At 70.2% G+C, this 17,954-nt stretch carries 18 protein-coding genes; 16 read left to right on the forward strand and 2 right to left on the reverse strand.

Translation table 11 applies throughout. From position 1 onward, the window contains the following. Nucleotides 1-31 precede the first annotated feature (31 nt). Nucleotides 32-1,105 carry a GGDEF domain-containing protein gene (locus Q9R47_RS06675; RefSeq protein ID WP_311232424.1) on the reverse strand — a complete coding sequence of 358 codons (1,074 nt, stop codon included), beginning with the start codon at nt 1,103-1,105 and terminating at the stop codon, nt 32-34. A 115-nt stretch (nt 1,106-1,220) separates the two neighbouring features. Between Q9R47_RS06675 and Q9R47_RS06680 the strand changes: the two genes are divergently transcribed. The 11 genes from Q9R47_RS06680 to nudB all read left to right on the forward strand — a co-directional run bounded on the left by Q9R47_RS06680 (nt 1,221) and on the right by nudB (nt 11,837). Continuing rightward, entirely contained in the window at nt 1,221-1,655 is a 435-nt protein-coding gene (locus Q9R47_RS06680; protein WP_311232425.1) for a DUF971 domain-containing protein, read from the forward strand. Between the two features lie 156 nt (nt 1,656-1,811). Continuing rightward, entirely contained in the window at nt 1,812-2,543 is a 732-nt protein-coding gene (gene ubiE / locus Q9R47_RS06685; protein ID WP_311232426.1) for a bifunctional demethylmenaquinone methyltransferase/2-methoxy-6-polyprenyl-1,4-benzoquinol methylase UbiE, read from the forward strand. A 38-nt stretch (nt 2,544-2,581) separates the two neighbouring features. Continuing rightward, nucleotides 2,582-3,619 carry a Tim44-like domain-containing protein gene (locus Q9R47_RS06690; RefSeq protein WP_311232427.1) on the forward strand — a complete coding sequence of 346 codons (1,038 nt, stop codon included), beginning with the start codon at nt 2,582-2,584 and terminating at the stop codon, nt 3,617-3,619. Between the two features lie 112 nt (nt 3,620-3,731). Next, the gene (locus Q9R47_RS06695; RefSeq protein WP_311232428.1) at nt 3,732-4,325 is read left to right on the forward strand and encodes a hypothetical protein; all 594 of its coding nucleotides are present in this window, start codon (nt 3,732-3,734) and stop codon (nt 4,323-4,325) included. Further along, entirely contained in the window at nt 4,322-5,887 is a 1,566-nt protein-coding gene (gene ubiB / locus Q9R47_RS06700) for a ubiquinone biosynthesis regulatory protein kinase UbiB (protein ID WP_311232429.1), read from the forward strand. Before Q9R47_RS06695 ends, ubiB begins: the two co-directional genes overlap by 4 nt. Before the next feature lie 97 nt (nt 5,888-5,984). Then, on the forward strand, nt 5,985-7,430 hold the full coding sequence (locus Q9R47_RS06705) for a sodium:solute symporter family protein (protein ID WP_311232430.1): 1,446 nt from the start codon (nt 5,985-5,987) through the stop codon (nt 7,428-7,430). Between the two features lie 114 nt (nt 7,431-7,544). Then, entirely contained in the window at nt 7,545-7,880 is a 336-nt protein-coding gene (locus Q9R47_RS06710; RefSeq protein WP_171410651.1) for an FmdB family zinc ribbon protein, read from the forward strand. 10 nt (nt 7,881-7,890) lie between these two features. After that, nucleotides 7,891-8,511 carry a DUF502 domain-containing protein gene (locus tag Q9R47_RS06715; RefSeq protein ID WP_311232431.1) on the forward strand — a complete coding sequence of 207 codons (621 nt, stop codon included), beginning with the start codon at nt 7,891-7,893 and terminating at the stop codon, nt 8,509-8,511. A gap of 88 nt (nt 8,512-8,599) precedes the next feature. Next, on the forward strand, nt 8,600-10,414 hold the full coding sequence (gene aspS, locus Q9R47_RS06720) for an aspartate--tRNA ligase (RefSeq protein ID WP_311232432.1): 1,815 nt from the start codon (nt 8,600-8,602) through the stop codon (nt 10,412-10,414). A gap of 104 nt (nt 10,415-10,518) precedes the next feature. Then, complete coding sequence (locus Q9R47_RS06725) at nt 10,519-11,331, forward strand: CsgG/HfaB family protein (RefSeq protein WP_311232433.1); 813 nt, start codon at nt 10,519-10,521, stop codon at nt 11,329-11,331. An 8-nt stretch (nt 11,332-11,339) separates the two neighbouring features. Continuing rightward, on the forward strand, nt 11,340-11,837 hold the full coding sequence (nudB, locus tag Q9R47_RS06730; RefSeq protein WP_311232434.1) for a dihydroneopterin triphosphate diphosphatase: 498 nt from the start codon (nt 11,340-11,342) through the stop codon (nt 11,835-11,837). A 43-nt stretch (nt 11,838-11,880) separates the two neighbouring features. Here the strand turns inward: nudB and Q9R47_RS06735 are convergent, their stop codons facing one another. Further along, nucleotides 11,881-13,653: a response regulator gene (locus Q9R47_RS06735; protein ID WP_311232435.1), complete on the reverse strand. Its 1,773-nt coding sequence runs from the start codon at nt 13,651-13,653 to the stop codon at nt 11,881-11,883. Between the two features lie 108 nt (nt 13,654-13,761). On the opposite strand from Q9R47_RS06735, the gene Q9R47_RS06740 reads away from it, so the two are divergent. From Q9R47_RS06740 to Q9R47_RS06760, 5 genes are all read left to right on the forward strand, one after another. Beyond that, nucleotides 13,762-14,520 (forward strand): endonuclease/exonuclease/phosphatase family protein, encoded by a 759-nt coding sequence (locus Q9R47_RS06740; protein ID WP_311232436.1) that lies wholly within the window; start codon nt 13,762-13,764, stop codon nt 14,518-14,520. Nucleotides 14,521-14,588: 68 nt separating this feature from the next. After that, nucleotides 14,589-15,794, forward strand: a complete 1,206-nt coding sequence (gene clsB, locus Q9R47_RS06745) for a cardiolipin synthase ClsB (RefSeq protein WP_404977111.1) — start codon at nt 14,589-14,591, stop codon at nt 15,792-15,794. Nucleotides 15,795-15,896: 102 nt separating this feature from the next. Then, entirely contained in the window at nt 15,897-16,622 is a 726-nt protein-coding gene (gene folE, locus Q9R47_RS06750) for a GTP cyclohydrolase I (RefSeq protein ID WP_311232438.1), read from the forward strand. Nucleotide 16,623: 1 nt separating this feature from the next. Beyond that, the gene (locus Q9R47_RS06755) at nt 16,624-17,046 is read left to right on the forward strand and encodes a BLUF domain-containing protein (protein ID WP_311232439.1); all 423 of its coding nucleotides are present in this window, start codon (nt 16,624-16,626) and stop codon (nt 17,044-17,046) included. Nucleotides 17,047-17,071: 25 nt separating this feature from the next. Continuing rightward, on the forward strand, nt 17,072-17,953 hold the full coding sequence (locus Q9R47_RS06760; protein WP_311232440.1) for an EamA family transporter: 882 nt from the start codon (nt 17,072-17,074) through the stop codon (nt 17,951-17,953). Nucleotide 17,954 lies beyond the last annotated feature (1 nt).

Here is a 17,954-nt window from a genome sequence, read left to right on the forward strand (position 1 = left end):
TCCGGGGCCGGGGCCGGGGCCCGGCCGCCGGTCAGTCCGCCGCGGTCACGCGGTTGCGCCCCGCATCCTTGCTGGCATACAGCGCGCGGTCGGCGCGGGCGATCGCGGCTTCGAGCGACTCGCCGCTGCGCAGTTGCGCCACGCCCAGGGACACGCTCGCCGGGATGGCGCCGGCCCCGTGGCCGGCCGGCTGGCGGGCCACGGCGTCGCGCATGCGCTCGGCCACGGCCAGCGCATCGTCCAGGCCGGACGTGGGCATCACCAGCAGGAACTCCTCGCCGCCCCAGCGCGCCAGCAGGTCCTGCGCGCGGCTGTTGCGCGCCAGCAGGTCCGCCACGTGCACCAGCACCCGGTCGCCGGCGTCATGGCCGTGGGAGTCGTTGATGCGCTTGAAGTGGTCGATGTCCGCGATCACCACCGCCGCCGGCTCTCCGGCCTGCCGTGCCTGCGCGATGCGCTCCGCGGCGAGGCTGGCCAGGCGCCGCCGGTTGGACAGTCCCGTGAGCGGATCGGTGGCGGCCTGGTCCTCCAGCCGGCGCTCGGCGCGCAGGACCGATCCGTAGTAGTAGCGGGCCGTGTAGGCCGCCATGGCGAACACCACCGCCACGTTGAACGCATGCATGACGGAAAGCCCGGATGCGTCGAGCGGCGCCTGCGCGCCGTGGCGGCGCGACAGCTCGTACATGCCGATGTAGAAGACGAACAGCGCCAGCAGCAGGACCGGCGTGACCCTGCGGCGCCCCCGGCCCACCACGATGGCGGGAATGAACATCAGCAGGTAGTAGTGGAAGCCGCTGTTCCAGCCGATCAGCCAGGTGCCGAGCGCGGAATGGCCCACCACCTCGGTCCATATCAGCACCAGCGCGGCACCGTTGCGGTGCCGCCGCAGCAGCGCATGGGCCGCCGCGTACAGGGCGATGCTCGCCACGTTGATCCAGGTCAGCAGCGGCGATCCGAGCAGCAGGAAGAGCGGGATGAAGGACGCGTCCACGGCCGCGGCCATCACGGTCACCCGCCGGGTCATCACCCAGAAGGCCTTGCGTGCCAGGCGCCCCTCCCGGACGGATCGGTGCGCGGGGGACGGGGAAGCGTCGGTGCTTGGCATGTGGGCCTGTGTGGGATGGCGGGTGGTGGGACAATTCTCGTCCACGAATGTAAGAGTTGCTACCGCGCGGCCCGCCGCGTGTCGGCAAGACGAGACGAGTAGAGAAGGACTCCCCATGGCAGACCCGCATACGGCCGCCGCCGCAGCGCCGCAATCGCTCACCGTGCATGGCACCTCGCGCGTGCTCGAAATCGCCTTCGAGGACGGCGCGCATTTCCGCATCCCGTTCGAGTTGCTGCGGGTGTACTCGCCCTCCGCGGAGGTGCAGGGCCACGGCCCGGGCCAGGAGGTGCTGCAGACCGGCAAGCGGGACGTGGAGATCACCGCCATCGAACCCGTCGGCCACTACGCGATCAAGCCCGTGTTCTCCGACGGGCACCAGAGCGGCCTGTTCACCTGGCAGTACCTGTACCGGCTCGGGCGGGAGCAGGAGACGCTCTGGCGGCAGTACCTGGAGCGCCTCGCGGCCGCGGGGCTCGACCGCGATGCGGCCATGGCGGCGGGGCGCAGCGGCAGCGGGAGCCCCGGAGGCGCCTGCGGCACCGAATGACCCCATGCTCTAATATTGATAGCGCCTGCACTTTTTTCCACGAGCGCCGGCGCCGGTTTTCCCTTCAGGTTTCGCGTACCCGCCGCGCGACACATGCCCCAACCCTCTGCGGGGTTGTCGCCATCTGCGCGGCCCCGCGCTCTTAGCATGCCCACCATGAGCACCACCCATTTCGGTTTCCAGTCGGTCGATGAGAAGGACAAGGCCCGCCGCGTGCGCGGCGTGTTCGATTCCGTGGCCTCGAAGTACGACCTCATGAACGACCTCATGTCCGGTGGCCTGCACCGGGCCTGGAAGGCCTACACCGTGATGGTCGCCAACCTGCGCGAAGGCCAGAGCGTGCTCGACATCGCGGGCGGTACCGGCGACCTGGCGCGCGCGTTCGCGAAGAAGGTGGGCGCGAGCGGCACGGTGGTGCACACCGACATCAACGAATCCATGCTGCGCGTGGGCCGCGACCGCCTGATCGACGGCGGCACCGTGCTGCCCACGCTGGTCTGCGACGCGGAGCGCCTGCCGTTCCCCGACAACCATTTCGACGTGGTGAGCGTGGCCTTCGGCCTGCGCAACATGACGCACAAGGACCAGGCCATCGCCGAGATGTGCCGCGTCCTCAAGCCGCGCGGCCGCCTGCTGGTGCTGGAGTTCTCGCAGGTGGCCAAGCCGCTGCGCAAGCCCTACGACTGGTATTCCTTCAAGGTGCTGCCCCGCCTGGGCAAGCTCGTGGCCGGCGACGACGCGAGCTACCGCTACCTGGCCGAATCGATCCGCATGCATCCCGGCCAGGAGGAACTCAAATCCCTCATGCAAAAAAATGGCTTTGGGCATGTGGACTATCACAACATGACGGGCGGCGTGGTCGCCTTGCATGTTGGAATCAAGTGCTGAGCCGCGTCCGCGGCTCCCGATAAATAGAAGGAGATGACATGATGAAATTCTGGTCCTTGGCTCTGGTGGCGATGCTCGCCGTGGTCCACCTGGATGCCGATGCCCGCCGCATGGGGGGCGGCAAGTCGGTCGGCAAGCAGTCGAGCAACGTGACGCAGCGCGAGGCCGCGCCCGCCGCGCCGGCCGCTCCCGCGCAGAACGTGAACAACGCGGCGGCGGCCAAGCCCGCGGCCGCACCCAACGCCGCGCCCGCCGCGGCGGCGCCCAAGAAGCCCTGGGGCGCGATGCTCGGCGGCCTGGCCGCCGGCCTGGGCCTGGCCTGGCTGGCCCATTCGCTCGGCCTGGGCGCCGCCTTCGGCAACTTCCTGCTGATCGCGCTGCTCGCGCTCGTGGCCTTCGCGGTGATCGGCATGATCATGCGTTCGCGCAAATCCGGCCCCGTGGCGGCGGGTGCCGGCGCGGGCGGCGGTGCGCCGTTCGCCTTCCAGGGCGCGGGCGCCGGCTCGGTGTCTCCTGCCGAGGCCCCCGTGCCGCGCCAGTACAGCCCGCAGAACGTGGGCAACGATGCCTCCGCGCGCCCCTTCGAGCGCAGCGGCATGGCCTTCGACGCCTCGCGCGCCGGTGGCGCCGGCGTGGGCAGCGGCGTGGTGATCGGCTCGGGCCTCGCGGGCTCGCAGAACTGGGGCATTCCGGCCGATTTCGACACGCAGGGCTTCCTCGATGCGGCCAAGCGCAACTTCGTCACGCTGCAGGCCGCCTGGGACCGCTCCGACATCCCGACGCTGCGCTCGATGATGACCGACAGCATGATCGACGAGATCCGCTCCCAGCTGAGCGAGCGTGAATCGCTGCGCGGCGCGAACCAGCCCAACCACACCGACGTGGTGATGCTGGAGGCGCAGCTGCTGGGCATCGAGGACCTGGGCGACGGCTACATGGCCAGCGTCGAGTTCTCCGGCATGATCCGCGAGGAGCTCTCCGCCGGCCCGAGCCCGTTCCGCGAGGTCTGGAACATGACCAAGCCCAAGAGCGGCAGCAGCGGCTGGCTGGTGGCGGGCGTGCAGGCGCTCCAGTGAGGCGCTCCGCGGGCCGCAGGCGGCCCGCGGTTTTTCTTTTTTCCTAATGGCGCGGCGCGCGTACGGACAAGCTTTCGGGCGCCCGGGCCAGTTCGGGGAATAATCGGGGACTATGGCAGCACCACAGTCCCCTTTTTCGTTCCTGGACGGGCTCTTCGAGCGCCTGGCCGGCGGCCCGCAGCCCCCGCAATGGCTGGTGCACGAGGTCCAGCACCGGCTCGTGCTGCTCGTCAACCACGTGCTCATGCAGGAGCCCGAGGCCATGGAGCGGCTCGTGCGGCAGAGCGGCAGCGTAGCCCGGGTGCAGTGGCGCGCCTACTCGATGGCGCTTCGCGTGACGCCCGCCGGCCTGTTCGATCTGGCCGGTGAGGCCGCCGTGCCGGACCTGCGGGTGGAGATCACCGACACCTCGCCGCTGTCGCTGGCCCAGACGGCCCTGCGCGGCGCCCGGCCCGCCATCCGCATCGAGGGCGACGTGCAGCTCGCCGCCGAGATCCAGTGGCTGGCCGACCACGTGCGCTGGGACCTCGAGGAAGACCTGGCGCGCATCATCGGCGACGCGCCCGCCCATGCGATCGGCACGGTGGCGCGGCGCGTGGCGCAGGCGCTCAAGCAGTTCGTGGGCATGCGCATGGCCGCAGGGCGCCCGGCGCCCGACGACGGCCCGCAGGCCGGCGCGCCCGGCTCGGACCGCGGCGCTCCATGAGCCGGCTGTTCCGCGGCGCCACCATCGTCTGGGTGGTGCTGCGCCATGGGCTCGACGAACTGGTCCTGACGAGCTTCCAGAAGCCCTGGCTGCGGATGCTCGCGCGCGTGGTCTCCGTCGGCCGCAACCTGGACGCCCCGCGCGGCCGCCGCCTGCGCGAGGCGCTGGAGCGGCTGGGGCCCATCTTCGTGAAGTTCGGGCAGGTGCTCTCCACGCGGCGCGACCTGCTGCCGCCGGACATCGCCAACGAGCTCGCCCTGCTGCAGGACCGCGTGCCCCCGTTCGATCCGAACGTGGCGGTGGCCACGATCGAGCGCGCCTTCCGCCGCCCGATCGGCGAGATCTTCGTGTCGTTCGACCGCGAGCCGGTCGCCAGCGCCTCGATCGCGCAGGTGCACTTCGCGGTGGTCCGCGACCGCTACGGCGTGGAGCGCGAGGTGGCCGTGAAGGTGCTGCGGCCCGGCATGCTACCGGTGATCGACAACGACCTGGGCCTGATGCGCGCGATGGCCGGCTGGGTGGAGAGCCTGTCGGCCGACGGCAAGCGGCTCAAGCCCCGGCAGGTGGTGGCGGAATTCGACAACTACCTGCACGACGAGCTCGACCTGATCCGCGAGGCCGCGAACGCCGCGCAGCTGCGCCGCAACATGGAAGGCCTGGGCCTGGTGCGCATTCCCGAGATCCTCTGGGACTTCTGCCACCCCGAGGTGCTGGTGATGGAGCGCATGAACGGCGTGCCGATCAGCCAGATCGAGCGGCTGCGCTCGGCGGGCGTGGACATCCGCCAGCTCGCGCGCGACGGCGTCACGATCTTCTTCACCCAGGTGTTCCGCGATGGCTTCTTCCATGCGGACATGCACCCGGGCAACATCCAGGTGAGCCTGGAGCCCGGCTCGTTCGGCCGCTATATCTCGCTCGATTTCGGCATCGTCGGTTCGCTCACCGAGTTCGACAAGGAATACCTCGCGCAGAACTTCACGGCCTTCTTCCGCCGCGACTACAAGCGCGTGGCCGAGCTGCACGTGGAAAGCGGCTGGGTGCCGGCCGACACGCGCATCAACGAACTCGAATCGGCCATCCGCGCCGTCTGCGAGCCGTACTTCGACCGGCCGCTCAAGGAGATCTCGCTCGGCATGGTGCTGATGCGGCTCTTCCAGACCTCGCGCCGGTTCCAGGTCGAGATCCAGCCGCAATTGGTGCTGCTGCAGAAGACGCTGCTCAACATTGAGGGCCTGGGCCGCCAGCTCGACCCGGACCTGGACCTCTGGAGCACGGCCAAGCCGTTCCTCGAGAAGTGGATGCTCGACCAGATGGGGCCGCAGCGCTTCTGGCGCGAGGTGAAGGCCGAGGCGCCGCATTTCGCGAAGATGATGCCCGAGCTGCCGCGCCTGCTGCACGACTACCTGCGCCACAAGCCGCACGACCACCGGCGCGAGATGCAGGAGCTGCTGGCCGAGCAGCGCCGCACCAACCGCCTGCTGCAGGGCCTGATCTACGGCGGCCTGGGCTTCGTGCTGGGGCTGCTGGCACTGCAATTGCTCATCCGCTGGCGGATCTACTGACGGCGCGTCCGCCGCGCTCCTGCGCGGCGCGCCGCCGGTTCCGCCTTCCCCCACCCCACTGCAACCCCCATCACTTCGCGACATCGAGGAGCATGCCGTGCTGCTGACCCTGGTCATCGTCTATCTGCTGGTCACCATCGCCATCGGGCTGGTGGCCGCCAAGCGCGTCAAGAACACGGCGGATTTCGCCATCGCGGGACGGCACCTGCCGCTCTACATGATCATCACCACGACGTTCGCGACGTGGTTCGGCTCGGAGACGGTGCTGGGCATTCCCGCCAAGTTCATCGAAGGGGGGCTGGGCAACGTGGTGGAGGACCCGTTCGGCGCCGGCTTCTGCCTGATCCTGGTGGGCCTGTTCTTCGCGGCCAAGCTCTACCGGATGACGCTGCTCACGATCAGCGATTACTACCGGGAGCGCTACGGCCGGGCGGTGGAGGTGATCTGCTCGCTGATCATCATGCTGAGCTACCTGGGCTGGGTGGCCGCGCAGGTGACGGCGCTGGGGCTGGTGTTCAACCTGCTCTCGGGCGGCTCGGTCAGCATCCCGATGGGGATGACGATCGGCGTGGTGTCGATCCTCGCGTACACGCTCTTCGGCGGCATGTGGTCGGTGGCGGTGACCGATTTCATCCAGATGATCATCCTGGTGGTGGGCCTGGCGATCATCGCGGTGTTCGCCGGCCGGATGGCGGGCGGGGCGGACAAGGTCATCGATTTCGCGGCCAGCCGCGACCTGTTCCGCTTCCTGCCGGAGCCGAAGTTCCACGACGTGGTGTTCTTCATCGCGGCCGGCATCACGATGATGTTCGGCTCGATCCCGCAGCAGGACGTGTTCCAGCGCGTGATGTCCGCCAGCAACCTGAAGGCCGCCACGCGCGGGCCGGTGATCGGCGGCATCTGCTACATCCTGTTCGCGTTCGTGCCGATGTTCCTCGTGGCGAGCGCGCTGCTCATCATGCCGAACGAGACCGCGGCGCTGCTCAAGGAAGATCCGCAGAAGGTGCTGCCCACGCTGGTGCTGGAGAAGATGCCGTTCGTGATGCAGGTGCTGTTCTTCGGTGCGCTGCTGTCGGCGCTGAAGTCCACCGCCTCGGCCACGCTGCTGGCGCCCAGCGTCACCTTCACCGAGAACATCTGGCGGCAGTTCCGCCCCGCCGTGAGCGACCGCGAGCACCTGCGCACGATGCGCATCAGCACGCTGGTGTTCAGCCTGCTGGTGCTGGCCTATTCGATCCGCATGCAGGGCACCTCGATCTACGAGCTGGTCTCGGGTGCCTACCAGGTGCCGCTGGTGGGCGCATTCGTGCCGCTGGTGTTCGGCCTGTACTGGAAGCGCGCCACCACCCAGGGCGCGCTCTGCGCGATCGTGCTGGGCCTGGGCTTCTGGCTGGCGTTCATCGCGCTGCCGGTGGGCGCCGTGTTCCCGGCGCAGCTCGCCGGGGTGCTGGCCGCCGCGGTGGGGATGCTGGCGGGTTCGCTCGCACCGCAGTGGCTCGCCAACCGCCACGCGCCGCACCACCGCGTGGTGGGCGCCGGGTGAGCGGGCGGGGCCTGGCGGCGGCGCCGCGGGCCTGCGGTAGCGCCTGCCTATAATTGAAGGTTTTGCGGCGCTTGCGTCCGCATTTCCCACAGCTCGGTATTAAGCACGGTACACATGCCTATCTACGCCTACAAATGCGGCTCCTGCGGCCATGCCAAGGATGTGCTGCAGAAGATGTCCGATGCCCCTCTCACGGTCTGCCCCGCCTGCGGCGCGGAGACCTTCTCCAAGCAGGTCACGGCCGCCGGCTTCCAGCTCAAGGGCTCGGGCTGGTACGTGACCGATTTCCGCGGCGGCAACGGCGGCGGTGCGAGCGCACCGGCCCCGGCCGCGGAAGGCTCCGGCGGCGGTGCCGCGGCCCCCGCCGCAGCGCCCGCGCCGGCCGCGTCGCCGGCCCCGGCGGCCGCACCCTCCGCCGCGGCGCCCGCCGCTTCCTCCTCCAAGAGCTGAACGCCCCTCGATGTCCGCTTTGCGCAAATGGCTGTTCACGGGCCTGCTGGTGATCGTTCCGGGCGTGATCACCGCCTGGGTCCTGCACTGGATCATCAGCACGCTCGACCAGACCCTGCAGATCCTGCCGGAGAACTGGCAGCCCGACCGGCTGCTCGGTTTCCACATCCCCGGCTTCGGGGTGCTGCTCACGTTCGCGATCCTGCTCACCGTGGGCGCGCTGGCGAGCAACTTCGCCGGCCGCAAGCTGGTGGAGTGGGGCGACCGGCTCGTGAGCCGCATCCCGGTGGTGCGCTCGATCTATTCGAGCGTCAAGCAGGTCTCGGACACGCTGTTCTCGGAGAGCGGCAACGCCTTCCGCACCGCGGTGCTCGTGCAGTGGCCGCGCGAGGGCGTCTGGACGGTCGCCTTCATCACCGGCTCGCCGAGCGGCGAAGTGGCCGCCTACCTGCGTGACGGCTACGTCAGCGTGTACGTGCCGACGACGCCCAACCCCACCGGCGGCTATTTCGTGATCCTGCGCAAGAGCGACTGCGTCGAGCTCGACATGAGCGTCGATGCGGCGCTGAAGTACATCGTATCGATGGGCGTCGTGGCTCCGCCGGACCTCACGCCTCCCGAACCCAAGTAACCCCGTTTTCGATCGCCTCCCCGTGGGGCGCCTGGAAACCCTCCCCATCCCGTTTGCGCGCTCCCCGCGGGCGCAGGAAGAAGCACCCATGGCCATGCGTTCCCACTATTGCGGTCTCGTCACCGAAGCCCTGATGGGCCAAACCGTCACCCTCGCGGGCTGGGTGAACCGCCGCCGCGACCATGGCGGCGTGATCTTCATCGACCTGCGCGACCGCGAAGGCAACGTGCAGGTGGTGTGCGACCCGGACCGCGCCGACATGTTCAAGACTGCCGAAGGCGTGCGCAACGAGTTCTGCGTGCAGATCAAGGGCCTGGTGCGCGCGCGCCCCGAGGGCACGACCAACGACAACCTGAAGAGCGGCAAGATCGAGGTGCTGTGCCACGAGCTGAACGTGCTGAACCCCTCGGTGACGCCCCCGTTCCAGATGGACGACGAGAACCTGTCGGAGACCACGCGCCTCACGCACCGCGTGCTCGACCTGCGCCGTCCCTACATGCAGCGCAACCTGATGCTGCGCTACAAGACGGCGATCCAGGTGCGCAACTTCCTGGACAAGGAAGGCTTCATCGACATCGAGACGCCCATGCTGGGCAAGAGCACGCCCGAAGGCGCGCGCGACTACCTCGTGCCCAGCCGCGTGCACGACGGCCAGTTCTTCGCGCTGCCGCAGTCGCCCCAGCTCTACAAGCAGATGCTGATGGTGGCCGGCTACGACCGCTACTACCAGATCACCAAGTGCTTCCGCGACGAGGACCTGCGCGCCGACCGCCAGCCCGAGTTCACGCAGATCGACTGCGAAACCTCGTTCCTGGGCGAGGAAGAGATCCGCGCGATCTTCCAGCGCATGGTGACCGAGGTGTTCAAGACCCAGCTGGACGTGGACCTGGGCGAATTCCCGATCATGACGTACCAGGACGCGGCGTTCCGCTTCGGCTCCGACAAGCCCGACCTGCGCGTGAAGCTCGAATTCACCGAACTCACCGACGTGATGAAGGACGTGGACTTCAAGGTGTTCTCCGGCGCGGCGAACATGGTCGGCGGCCGGGTGGTGGCCCTGCGCGTGCCCGGCGGCGCGCGCGAGAACGGCGGCCTGTCGCGCGGCGAGATCGATGCGTACACCGAATTCGTGAAGATCTACGGCGCCAAGGGCCTGGCCTACATCAAGGTCAACGAACTGGCGAAAGGCCGCGACGGCCTGCAGTCGCCGATCGTGAAGAACATCCACGACGCGGCCATCGCCGAGATCCTGAAGCGCACCGGCGCGCAGGACGGCGACCTGCTGTTCTTCGGCGCCGACAAGCTGAAGGTGGTGAACGACGCGATCGGCGCGCTGCGCCTGAAGATCGGCCACAGCGAGTTCGGCAAGAAGAACGGCCTGTTCGAGAACGTCTGGGCACCGCTCTGGGTGGTGGACTTCCCGATGTTCGAGTACGACGAGGACGACGCCCGCTGGGTGGCCGTGCATCACCCCTTCACGGCGCCCAAGGACGGCCATGAGGACCTGATGGACACCGACCCTGGCCGCTGCATCGCCAAGGCCTACGACATGGTGCTGAACGGCTGGGAGCTGGGCGGCGGCTCGGTGCGGATCCACCGCGCCGACGTGCAGAGCAAGGTGTTCGCGGCCCTCAAGCTCACGCCCGAGGACGCCCGCGCCAAGTTCGGCTACCTGCTGGACGCGCTGCAGTACGGCGCGCCCCCGCACGGCGGCCTCGCCTTCGGCCTGGACCGCCTCATCACGCTGATGACGGGCGCAGAGTCGATCCGCGACGTGATCGCCTTCCCCAAGACGCAGCGCGCGCAGGACCTGCTGACGCAGGCGCCGAGCCCGGTGGACGAGAAGCAGCTGCGCGAGCTGCACATCCGCCTGCGCAACCTGGACGCCGCCAAGGCCGTCTGACCGGGGGCCGGCGACGGTATCTTCCATCCCATGGCAGGGGCCTCGCGGCTTCTGCCATTTTTTTTGGGAGTGCCCCACAAAACTCGTGACAAGGAGCTGTATCCATGCGTGGTTTCGCGAAAAGCGCTGGGCTCGTGGCCGTGGCGCTGGCCCTGGCGGCCTGCGGCGAGAAGAAGACGGAGCTGGGCGAGGGCGGCTCGGTGGTGAGCGGCTCCGCCGGCCCGGAGGGCGCACGCAATGCGGCGCGCGAGCTGGTGCGCTGCGATGCGCCGGTGGCCACGCTGGCGCTGGCCGAGAATCCGAACGGCTACGTGATGGGCTCCGGCTACCAGTTGCCGGCCTCGCCCGTGCCGCTGGTCAAGCTGCTGGCCCAGCAGAGCGGGTGCTTTCGCGTGGTGGACCGCGCCGCCGGCCTGCGCGGCACCGTGCAGGAGCAGGACCTGCGCGAGTCCGGCGTGCTGCGCAAGGAGTCCACGGTGCGCAAGGGCCGGGGCTACGAGGCGCAGTACACGCTCACTCCGAGCGTCACCTTCAGCGAGCAGGACGCCGGCCGGGGCCTGGGCGGCATTCTCGCGATGATCCCGGGGCTGCGCGACGTGGCGGGCCTCGTCGGCCTCGCCGAGCAGGTGAAGTTCAAGGAAGCGCAGACGGCGCTGCTGCTGTCGGACAACGAGACCACCGAGCAGGTGGCGGCCGCCACGGGCGCCGCGCGCACCACCGACCTGGGCGTGGGCGGGCTGGTGCTGGGCCGCCTGGGTGGGGGCGCCGGGGCCGGCTGGAGCAACACGAACGAAGGCAAGGTGATCGCCGCGGCTTTCCTCGATGCGCACAACCAGCTCGTGGCGCAGGTGCGGGCCCTGCAGGCCAAGGAGCTGCCACCCGCGGTGCCGGTGCGCACGCGGCCGGCCGGCGGCTGAGGCGGCCGATGGAGGGCTCGCCCGCCGCCTTCAAGCTGCCCGAATCGGTGCTGGTGGTGATCCACACGCCGGCCCTGGACGTGCTGCTGATCCGCCGCGTGGGCAGTGGCGGCGAGCCGCACTGGCAGTCGGTCACGGGCAGCAAGGACTGGCCGCAAGAGCCGTTCGAGGCCGCCGCGGTGCGCGAGGTGCGCGAGGAGACCGGGATCGATGCCCGGGCGCCGGGGCACGTGCTGGCCGACTGGTTCCTGGAGAACGAATACGAGATCTGGCCGCAGTGGCGGCACCGCTACGCCCCGGGCGTGGTGCGCAATCGCGAGCGGCTGTTCGGCCTGTGCGTGCCGTCCGGCACGCCGGTGGTGCTCAGCCCGCGCGAGCACGACGCCTGGCAGTGGCTGCCGTGGCGCGAGGCCGCGCTCGCCTGCTTCTCGCCCTCGAATGCCGAGGCGTGCCTGCTGCTGCCGCGCTTTGCCGCCGGCGCGCCGCGGCCGCCGGGCTGGCGCTGAGGGGGCCGCACGGCGCCGAGGGCGGCGCGGCCGGCCGGCTGCTTCAGGCCGGTCGCAGGCGGAGCACGTCGGCGGCGTCCGCGCCGGCGGCGGCTGCGGCGGCGGCACCGGCCGCGGTACCGGTGTCGGCAGCGGGAGGCGGGCGCACGGTTTCGGGACGGGCGACGGCGGCCCGGCCGGTGCGCAGCACCAGCTCGCCGGGCTTGCGCTCCGTGCCCTGGCCCAGCATCGCCCGCGGCGGCGCGTGGCCGCAGCGCTCCCGCAGGGCCGCGATCTCCGCTTCCTGGGCCGCGACCAGAGCCGGGTCCAGCCGTGCGGCGTAGCGCGTCAGCACCTGCTGCGCGAGGTCCAGCAGCTTGGTGTTGAGGGTGTCGTCGGCGCGCACGATCAGCTGGCGCACGGCGCCGCCCGGATCCCCGCCCAGGCTGTGCGCGATCGCCTCCTCGGCCGCGCGGTTCACGCGCGGCAGGCAGGCGCGCACGGCCTCGGCATACGCGGGGCAGAGGCTGCCCGCGTTGGCCAGCAGCTCGCACAGGCTGCGCGTGTTCGAATAGCGCATGCCCAGCGCGTCGACCCAGCCCGGCGCTTCCGGCAGATCGATCGAGGTCTGCATGAGCACGGCCAGCAGGCCGATGAGGTTGCAGGCGGCCTCGAAATCGAAATCCGGTGCCGACGCCTCCGCCGCCATCGCCCGCACGCCGGCGACGGCCTGCCCGAACTGCCGCTGCAGGATCAGCTGCAGGGTGCGCACGACGTTCTCGAAGCGCAGCAGGCGCTCGCTGCCGGGATGTCGCTCCCGGATGCGCGCGAAGTCGGCCATGCACCGCTCCAGGCCCTTGCGGTCGGCGGCGTCGAAATGGTTGAACGCGAGCAGCACCACCGACTGGTAGTCGAACAGCTTGGAATCGAGCCCCAGGACGGCCGCCCGCGCGAGCATCTTCGTGGCGGTTTCGCGCTCCCCCAGGTAGTGGGCCATCATGCCCAGCTTCTGCAGCCGCACGATGGAGTCGGGCGTGAGCTGGGCCGCGGTGCGGTAGGTGCCGAGCGCTTCGTCGAACTGGCCCATCTCCACCTGCGCGCGCCCGAGCACGTCGTAGGCGTCGGCGAACGAGGCGTCGTCGCCGATGATGCCCTGCAGGGTGGTGACCGCCCGCGGCGCCTGGCCGGCCTCGATCTGCGCGCGGGCCACGCCCAGCTTGGCCCAGGGCAGGGCGCGCGCGTCGATGACGGCCTCGAAGAGCGTCCGGGCCTCGGTGTGCCGGCCCAGGCGCAGCAGCAGTTCGCTGCCGATGCGCGCCGCATAGAGCCAGTAGGGCTGGCGGGCCTCGAAGCGCTCCACGCACAGGCTGGCGGCCCCTTCGAAGTCCTCCGCGCCGATGGCGTCGAAGATTGGCTTGAGGTGGTTCTTGCGCAGCCGCGCGAGCGACAGCCGCTCGAACAGCGCGAGGGGCGTGAACGGCTTGAGCAGGTAGCCGTCGAGCGCGGATTCCGCGGCTTCGGCGACGGCGCCGTACGAGGCCTCTGCCGTCACCATGAAGAAGACGGTGGAGAACGGCAGCATCTGGGCGCGCCGCAGGTCGTCGAGCAGCGTCTGGCCCGACTGGCCCGTTTCCTGGAAGTACTGCTCGCAGAGCACGTAGTCGAAGACGGTGTGCTCCAGCCGCGCGCGGGCGTCCTGCACCCGGCTGCACTGCACCACGCGCCCGATGCCGTAGTCGCGCAGCTGCGCCACGAGGATGCTGCGCGACGTGGCGTTGCCGTCGATGACCAGGGCCTGCGATTCGGGAGGGACGGCGGCGGCTTTGGCGCTGGACATGGCAGGGCCGCGGCACGGCCTGGTGGGGATATCCACCAGTGTAGGGCTTTGCCGCTTCCCGGGGGACGGTAGATGCCCGGGGCCGCGCTCCTGGGCCACAATCGCGCCATGGAAGCAACGGACGTCCCGGACGACGGCGGCATTCTGCGGGTCGCCACCTACAACATCCACAAGGGCGTGCAGGGCGTGGGCCCGGCCCGCCGGCTGGAGATCCACAACCTCGGTCATGCGGTGGAGCAGCTCGATGCCGACATCGTCTGCCTGCAGGAAGTGCGCAAGCTGCACCACCGCGGCGCGCAGCATTTCGCGCGCTGGCCCGAAATGCCGCAGGCGGACTTCCTCGCGCCCGAGGGCTATGAGGCCGTCTACCGCACCAACGCGGTCACGCGCCATGGCGAGCACGGCAATGCGCTGCTCACGCGCTGGCCCGTGATCGGCCACCAGCACGAGGACATCTCCGACCACCGTTTCGAGCAGCGCGGACTGCTGCACGTGGAGCTCGAGGTGCACGGGCGCCGCGTGCACGCCATCGTGGTGCACCTGGGGCTGATCCCGGGCAGCCGCGTGCGGCAGGTGGCGCAGCTGCAGCGCTTCGTGGCGCGCGAGGTGCCGGCGGGCGCCCCCCTGGTGGTGGCCGGCGACTTCAACGATTGGGGCCTGCAGGTCAAGCGCGCGCTGGCGGAGTTCGGCATGCAGGAGTACGAGAGCCTGCATCGCGCCTTCACCTACCCGGCGCGCCTGCCGGTGGTGCAGCTGGACCACGTCTACGTGCGCGGCATGGAGCCCCTGGGCCTGCACGTGCCGCGCGGGCGCATCTGGTGGCGCATGTCGGACCACCTGCCGCTGATCGCCGAGTTCCGGCTGTGAACCGGCCGCCCCCGCGTTTCGCGCTCGGGCGGCGCGCGGCGCCGGCCGCGCTCTCCGGCGGCCACCGCATCGCGCTGCTGCAGGGGTCGGGCGAGCTCTTCCCGGCGCTGGTGGCCGACATGGACGCGGCGATCTCGGACATCCAGTTCGAGACCTACATCTTCGACTGCACCGGTGCCGGGGCCGAGATCGCCGAAGCGCTGGTCCGCGCGGCCCGGCGCGGCGTGCGCGTGCACCTCGTGGTGGACGGCGTGGGCACCGGCATCCTGTGCTCTCCCTGGCCGGAGCGCTTCGAGGAGGCGGGCGTGCGCATGCAGGTGTATTCGCCGCTCGGGCCGCTCGGGCTGCTGTTCCCAAAGCGCTGGCGGCGGCTGCACCGCAAGCTCTGCGTGGTGGACGGCTGCGTGCTCTACTGCGGCGGCATCAACGTGCTCGACGACCTGCACGACCCCAACCACGGCGCGCTGGAGGCGCCGCGGTTCGACTTCGCGGTGCGCATGGAAGGCGCCATCGTGGAGGAAGCGGGCGAGGCGATGGAGCAGGTCTGGTGGCGGCTGCAGGCCGGCAAGGACGCACGCCGGCACCGGCTGGCCGACCTGGTGCGGGACCTGCGCGCCGCGGCGCAGGCGCGCCAGGCCGAACGCATCGCCCGCGAGTCGGCGCTGGCCGGTCCGGCGGACGGCACGGGCCTGCGCGCGGGCCTGCTGCTGCGCGACAACCTGCGCAACCGCAGCCGCATCGAGCGGGCCTACCGCCGCGCGATCGGCAACGCGCGCGAGGAAATCATCATCGCCAATGCCTACTTCCTGCCCGGCGGCAAGCTGCGGCGCGCGCTGGTGCTGGCCGCGCGCCGGGGCGTGCGCGTGCGGCTGCTGCTGCAGGGACGCTACGAGTACTTCATGCAGTACCACGCGGCGCGGCCGGTGTACGGCGCGCTGCTGGCGGCGGGCGTGGAGATCCACGAATATGCGCCGAGCTTCCTGCACGCCAAGGTGGCGGTGATCGACGCACAGGGCAGCCGCCCCTGGGCCACGGTGGGCTCCTCCAACCTCGATCCGCTGTCGATGCTGCTGGCGCGCGAGGCGAACGTCGTGGTGGAGGATGCAGGCTTCGCGCGGGCGCTGCGCTCCCGCCTGGTGGACGCCATGGAGCACGCGGGCCGCCGGCTGGACCCGCTGGCCTACGGCGCGCGCCCCTGGGGCCAGCGGCTGCGCGACCGGGCCGCCTTCGCGCTCATGCGCCTGGCGCTCTGGGTCACCGGCAACCGCTATTGATTTTTGCTATCAAATGAATAGCTCCCGGCAGGCACCGGCCGGTGCTGCGCCGGCGAAGCCCCTGCCGAGCCGGAACGGGCCATCGCTGGTACCATCGCGCGCATGTTCACACAACTCGCCGACGATCCGGACGGCGCGCCCCCCGCGGAAGGCGTGCCTGTCTCGGCCAAGATCCGGGAACGCCTGCTCGCTGCCCGCAAGCGGTTCCATGCCAACGACAACATCGCCGACTTCCTGGAGCCCGGCGAGCTCGAGCTGCTGCTCGACGAGGTCGAAGCCAAGATGCAGGGCGTGCTCGACAGCATGGTCATCGACACGGCCGGGGACCACAACACCCAGAACACGGCCCGCCGCGTGGCGAAGATGTACCTGGGCGAGGTGTTCAAGGGTCGCTATGCGAAGCAGCCGGCCATCACCGAGTTCCCCAACGCCGAGCACCTGAACGAGCTCATGATCGTGGGCCCGATCACCGTGCGCAGCGCCTGCAGCCACCATTTCTGCCCCGTGATCGGCAAGCTCTGGATCGGCGTGCTGCCCAACGAGCACACGAACGTGATCGGGCTGTCGAAGTACGCGCGGCTCGTGGACTGGGTCATGGGCCGTCCGCAGATCCAGGAGGAGGCCGTGGTGCAGCTGGCCGACCTCATCATGGAGAAGACCCAGCCCGACGGCCTCGCGATCGTGATGGAGGCGAGCCATTTCTGCATGTCCTGGCGGGGCGTGCGCGAGATGGACAGCAAAATGCTGAACTCGGTGATGCGCGGCGTGTTCCTGAAGGACCCGGCGCTGCGCCGGGAATTCCTCTCGCTCATCCCCGGAAGGAACTGACATGCTCGTACGCCTGCTCTATGCGAGCCGCGCGGTGGATACCTCCAGTGCGGCCGTCGAAGACATCCTGGCGCAGTCGCGCCAGCACAACGCCGCCTGCGGCATCACGGGCGTGCTCTGCTACGGCGGCGGCGTGTTCCTGCAGGCCATCGAAGGAGGGCGCTCCGCGGTGAGCGAGCTCTACGGCCACATCCAGCGCGACCCGCGCCACAAGGACGTGGAACTGCTCCACTTCGACGAAATCGACGAGCGCCGCTTCAGCGGCTGGACGATGGGACAGGTGAACCTCGGCAAGATCAACCAGTCGATCCTGCTGAAGTACTCCGAGAAGCCGGAACTCGACCCGTACGCGGTTTCCGGACGCGTCTCGCTGGCGCTGCTGCAGGACCTGATGGCCACGGCGGCGGTCATCGGCCGGGGCTGATCCTGCCCGCGCGGGCGGGCTCCGCATGCCGCTTTCCGCCTTCGCCCTCATCCTGCTCGCCGGCCTGATCCACGCCGGCTGGAACATCGTCGCCAAGAAGGCGGGCGGCGATGCGCGCTTCGCCTTCTTCACCTCGGTGGTGATGATGGTGGTCTGGGCGCCGCTCGGCTTCTGGCTGGGGCGCGAGGCCGTGCCGCGCTGGGGCGGGGTTGAGTGGGCCTTCGTGGCCGCGAGCGGGCTGCTGCACGTCGCCTACTACGTCATCCTGCTGCGGGGCTACCGCAAGGCGGACCTCACCGTCGTCTATCCCGTGGCGCGCGGCTCGGGGCCGCTGCTGTCGTCCTTCGTTGCCATCGCGTTCCTGGGCGAGCACATCAGCGCGCTCGGGCTGGCCGGCATCGCGGGCGTGGTGGGCGGGGTGTTCCTCATCGCGGGCGGGCCCGCGCTGCTGCGCGCATCGCACGATCCGGCGGCGCGCCGCCGCGTGCACCAGGGCATCGCCTACGGGCTGCTCACGGGCGCCTTCATCGCCAGCTACACCGTGGTGGACGGCTATGCCGTCAAGGTGCTGCTGATGTCGCCCATCCTCGTGGACTACATGGGCAACTTCGTCCGCGTGGCGCTGCTGGCGCCGGTGGTGCTGCGCGACGTGCCCACGGCGCGCCGGCTCTGGAGCGCGCAGTGGCGTTTCGCCGTCGCCGTGGCGGTGGTGAGCCCGGTGGCCTACGTGCTGGTGCTCTATGCGATGCGGGAAGCGCCGCTGTCGCACGTCGCGCCGGCGCGCGAGGTCTCGATGCTGTTCGCGGCCCTGATCGGCGGGCACCTGCTCGGCGAGGGCGACCGCGCGGCCCGGCTGGCGGGTGCGGTGTGCATCGCGGCCGGCGTGGCCGCGCTGGCGCTGGGATAGG

Source organism: Acidovorax sp. PRC11 (genome assembly GCF_031844105.1).
Lineage (GTDB): Bacteria > Pseudomonadota > Gammaproteobacteria > Burkholderiales > Burkholderiaceae_C > Paracidovorax.

Coding starts and splice junctions, on each gene's coding strand:
- nudB (WP_311232434.1), top strand. CDS start 11,340: ATGGAGGGCTCGCCCGCCGCCTTCAAGCTGCCCGAATCGGTGCTGGTG.
- Q9R47_RS06690 (WP_311232427.1), top strand. CDS start 2,582: ATGATGAAATTCTGGTCCTTGGCTCTGGTGGCGATGCTCGCCGTGGTC.
- Q9R47_RS06680 (WP_311232425.1), top strand. CDS start 1,221: ATGGCAGACCCGCATACGGCCGCCGCCGCAGCGCCGCAATCGCTCACC.
- folE (WP_311232438.1), top strand. CDS start 15,897: ATGTTCACACAACTCGCCGACGATCCGGACGGCGCGCCCCCCGCGGAA.
- ubiB (WP_311232429.1), top strand. CDS start 4,322: ATGAGCCGGCTGTTCCGCGGCGCCACCATCGTCTGGGTGGTGCTGCGC.
- Q9R47_RS06755 (WP_311232439.1), top strand. CDS start 16,624: ATGCTCGTACGCCTGCTCTATGCGAGCCGCGCGGTGGATACCTCCAGT.
- Q9R47_RS06760 (WP_311232440.1), top strand. CDS start 17,072: ATGCCGCTTTCCGCCTTCGCCCTCATCCTGCTCGCCGGCCTGATCCAC.
- Q9R47_RS06695 (WP_311232428.1), top strand. CDS start 3,732: ATGGCAGCACCACAGTCCCCTTTTTCGTTCCTGGACGGGCTCTTCGAG.
- Q9R47_RS06715 (WP_311232431.1), top strand. CDS start 7,891: ATGTCCGCTTTGCGCAAATGGCTGTTCACGGGCCTGCTGGTGATCGTT.
- Q9R47_RS06740 (WP_311232436.1), top strand. CDS start 13,762: ATGGAAGCAACGGACGTCCCGGACGACGGCGGCATTCTGCGGGTCGCC.
- Q9R47_RS06710 (WP_171410651.1), top strand. CDS start 7,545: ATGCCTATCTACGCCTACAAATGCGGCTCCTGCGGCCATGCCAAGGAT.
- Q9R47_RS06675 (WP_311232424.1), bottom strand. CDS start 1,105: ATGCCAAGCACCGACGCTTCCCCGTCCCCCGCGCACCGATCCGTCCGG.
- Q9R47_RS06735 (WP_311232435.1), bottom strand. CDS start 13,653: ATGTCCAGCGCCAAAGCCGCCGCCGTCCCTCCCGAATCGCAGGCCCTG.
- ubiE (WP_311232426.1), top strand. CDS start 1,812: ATGAGCACCACCCATTTCGGTTTCCAGTCGGTCGATGAGAAGGACAAG.
- aspS (WP_311232432.1), top strand. CDS start 8,600: ATGGCCATGCGTTCCCACTATTGCGGTCTCGTCACCGAAGCCCTGATG.
- Q9R47_RS06725 (WP_311232433.1), top strand. CDS start 10,519: ATGCGTGGTTTCGCGAAAAGCGCTGGGCTCGTGGCCGTGGCGCTGGCC.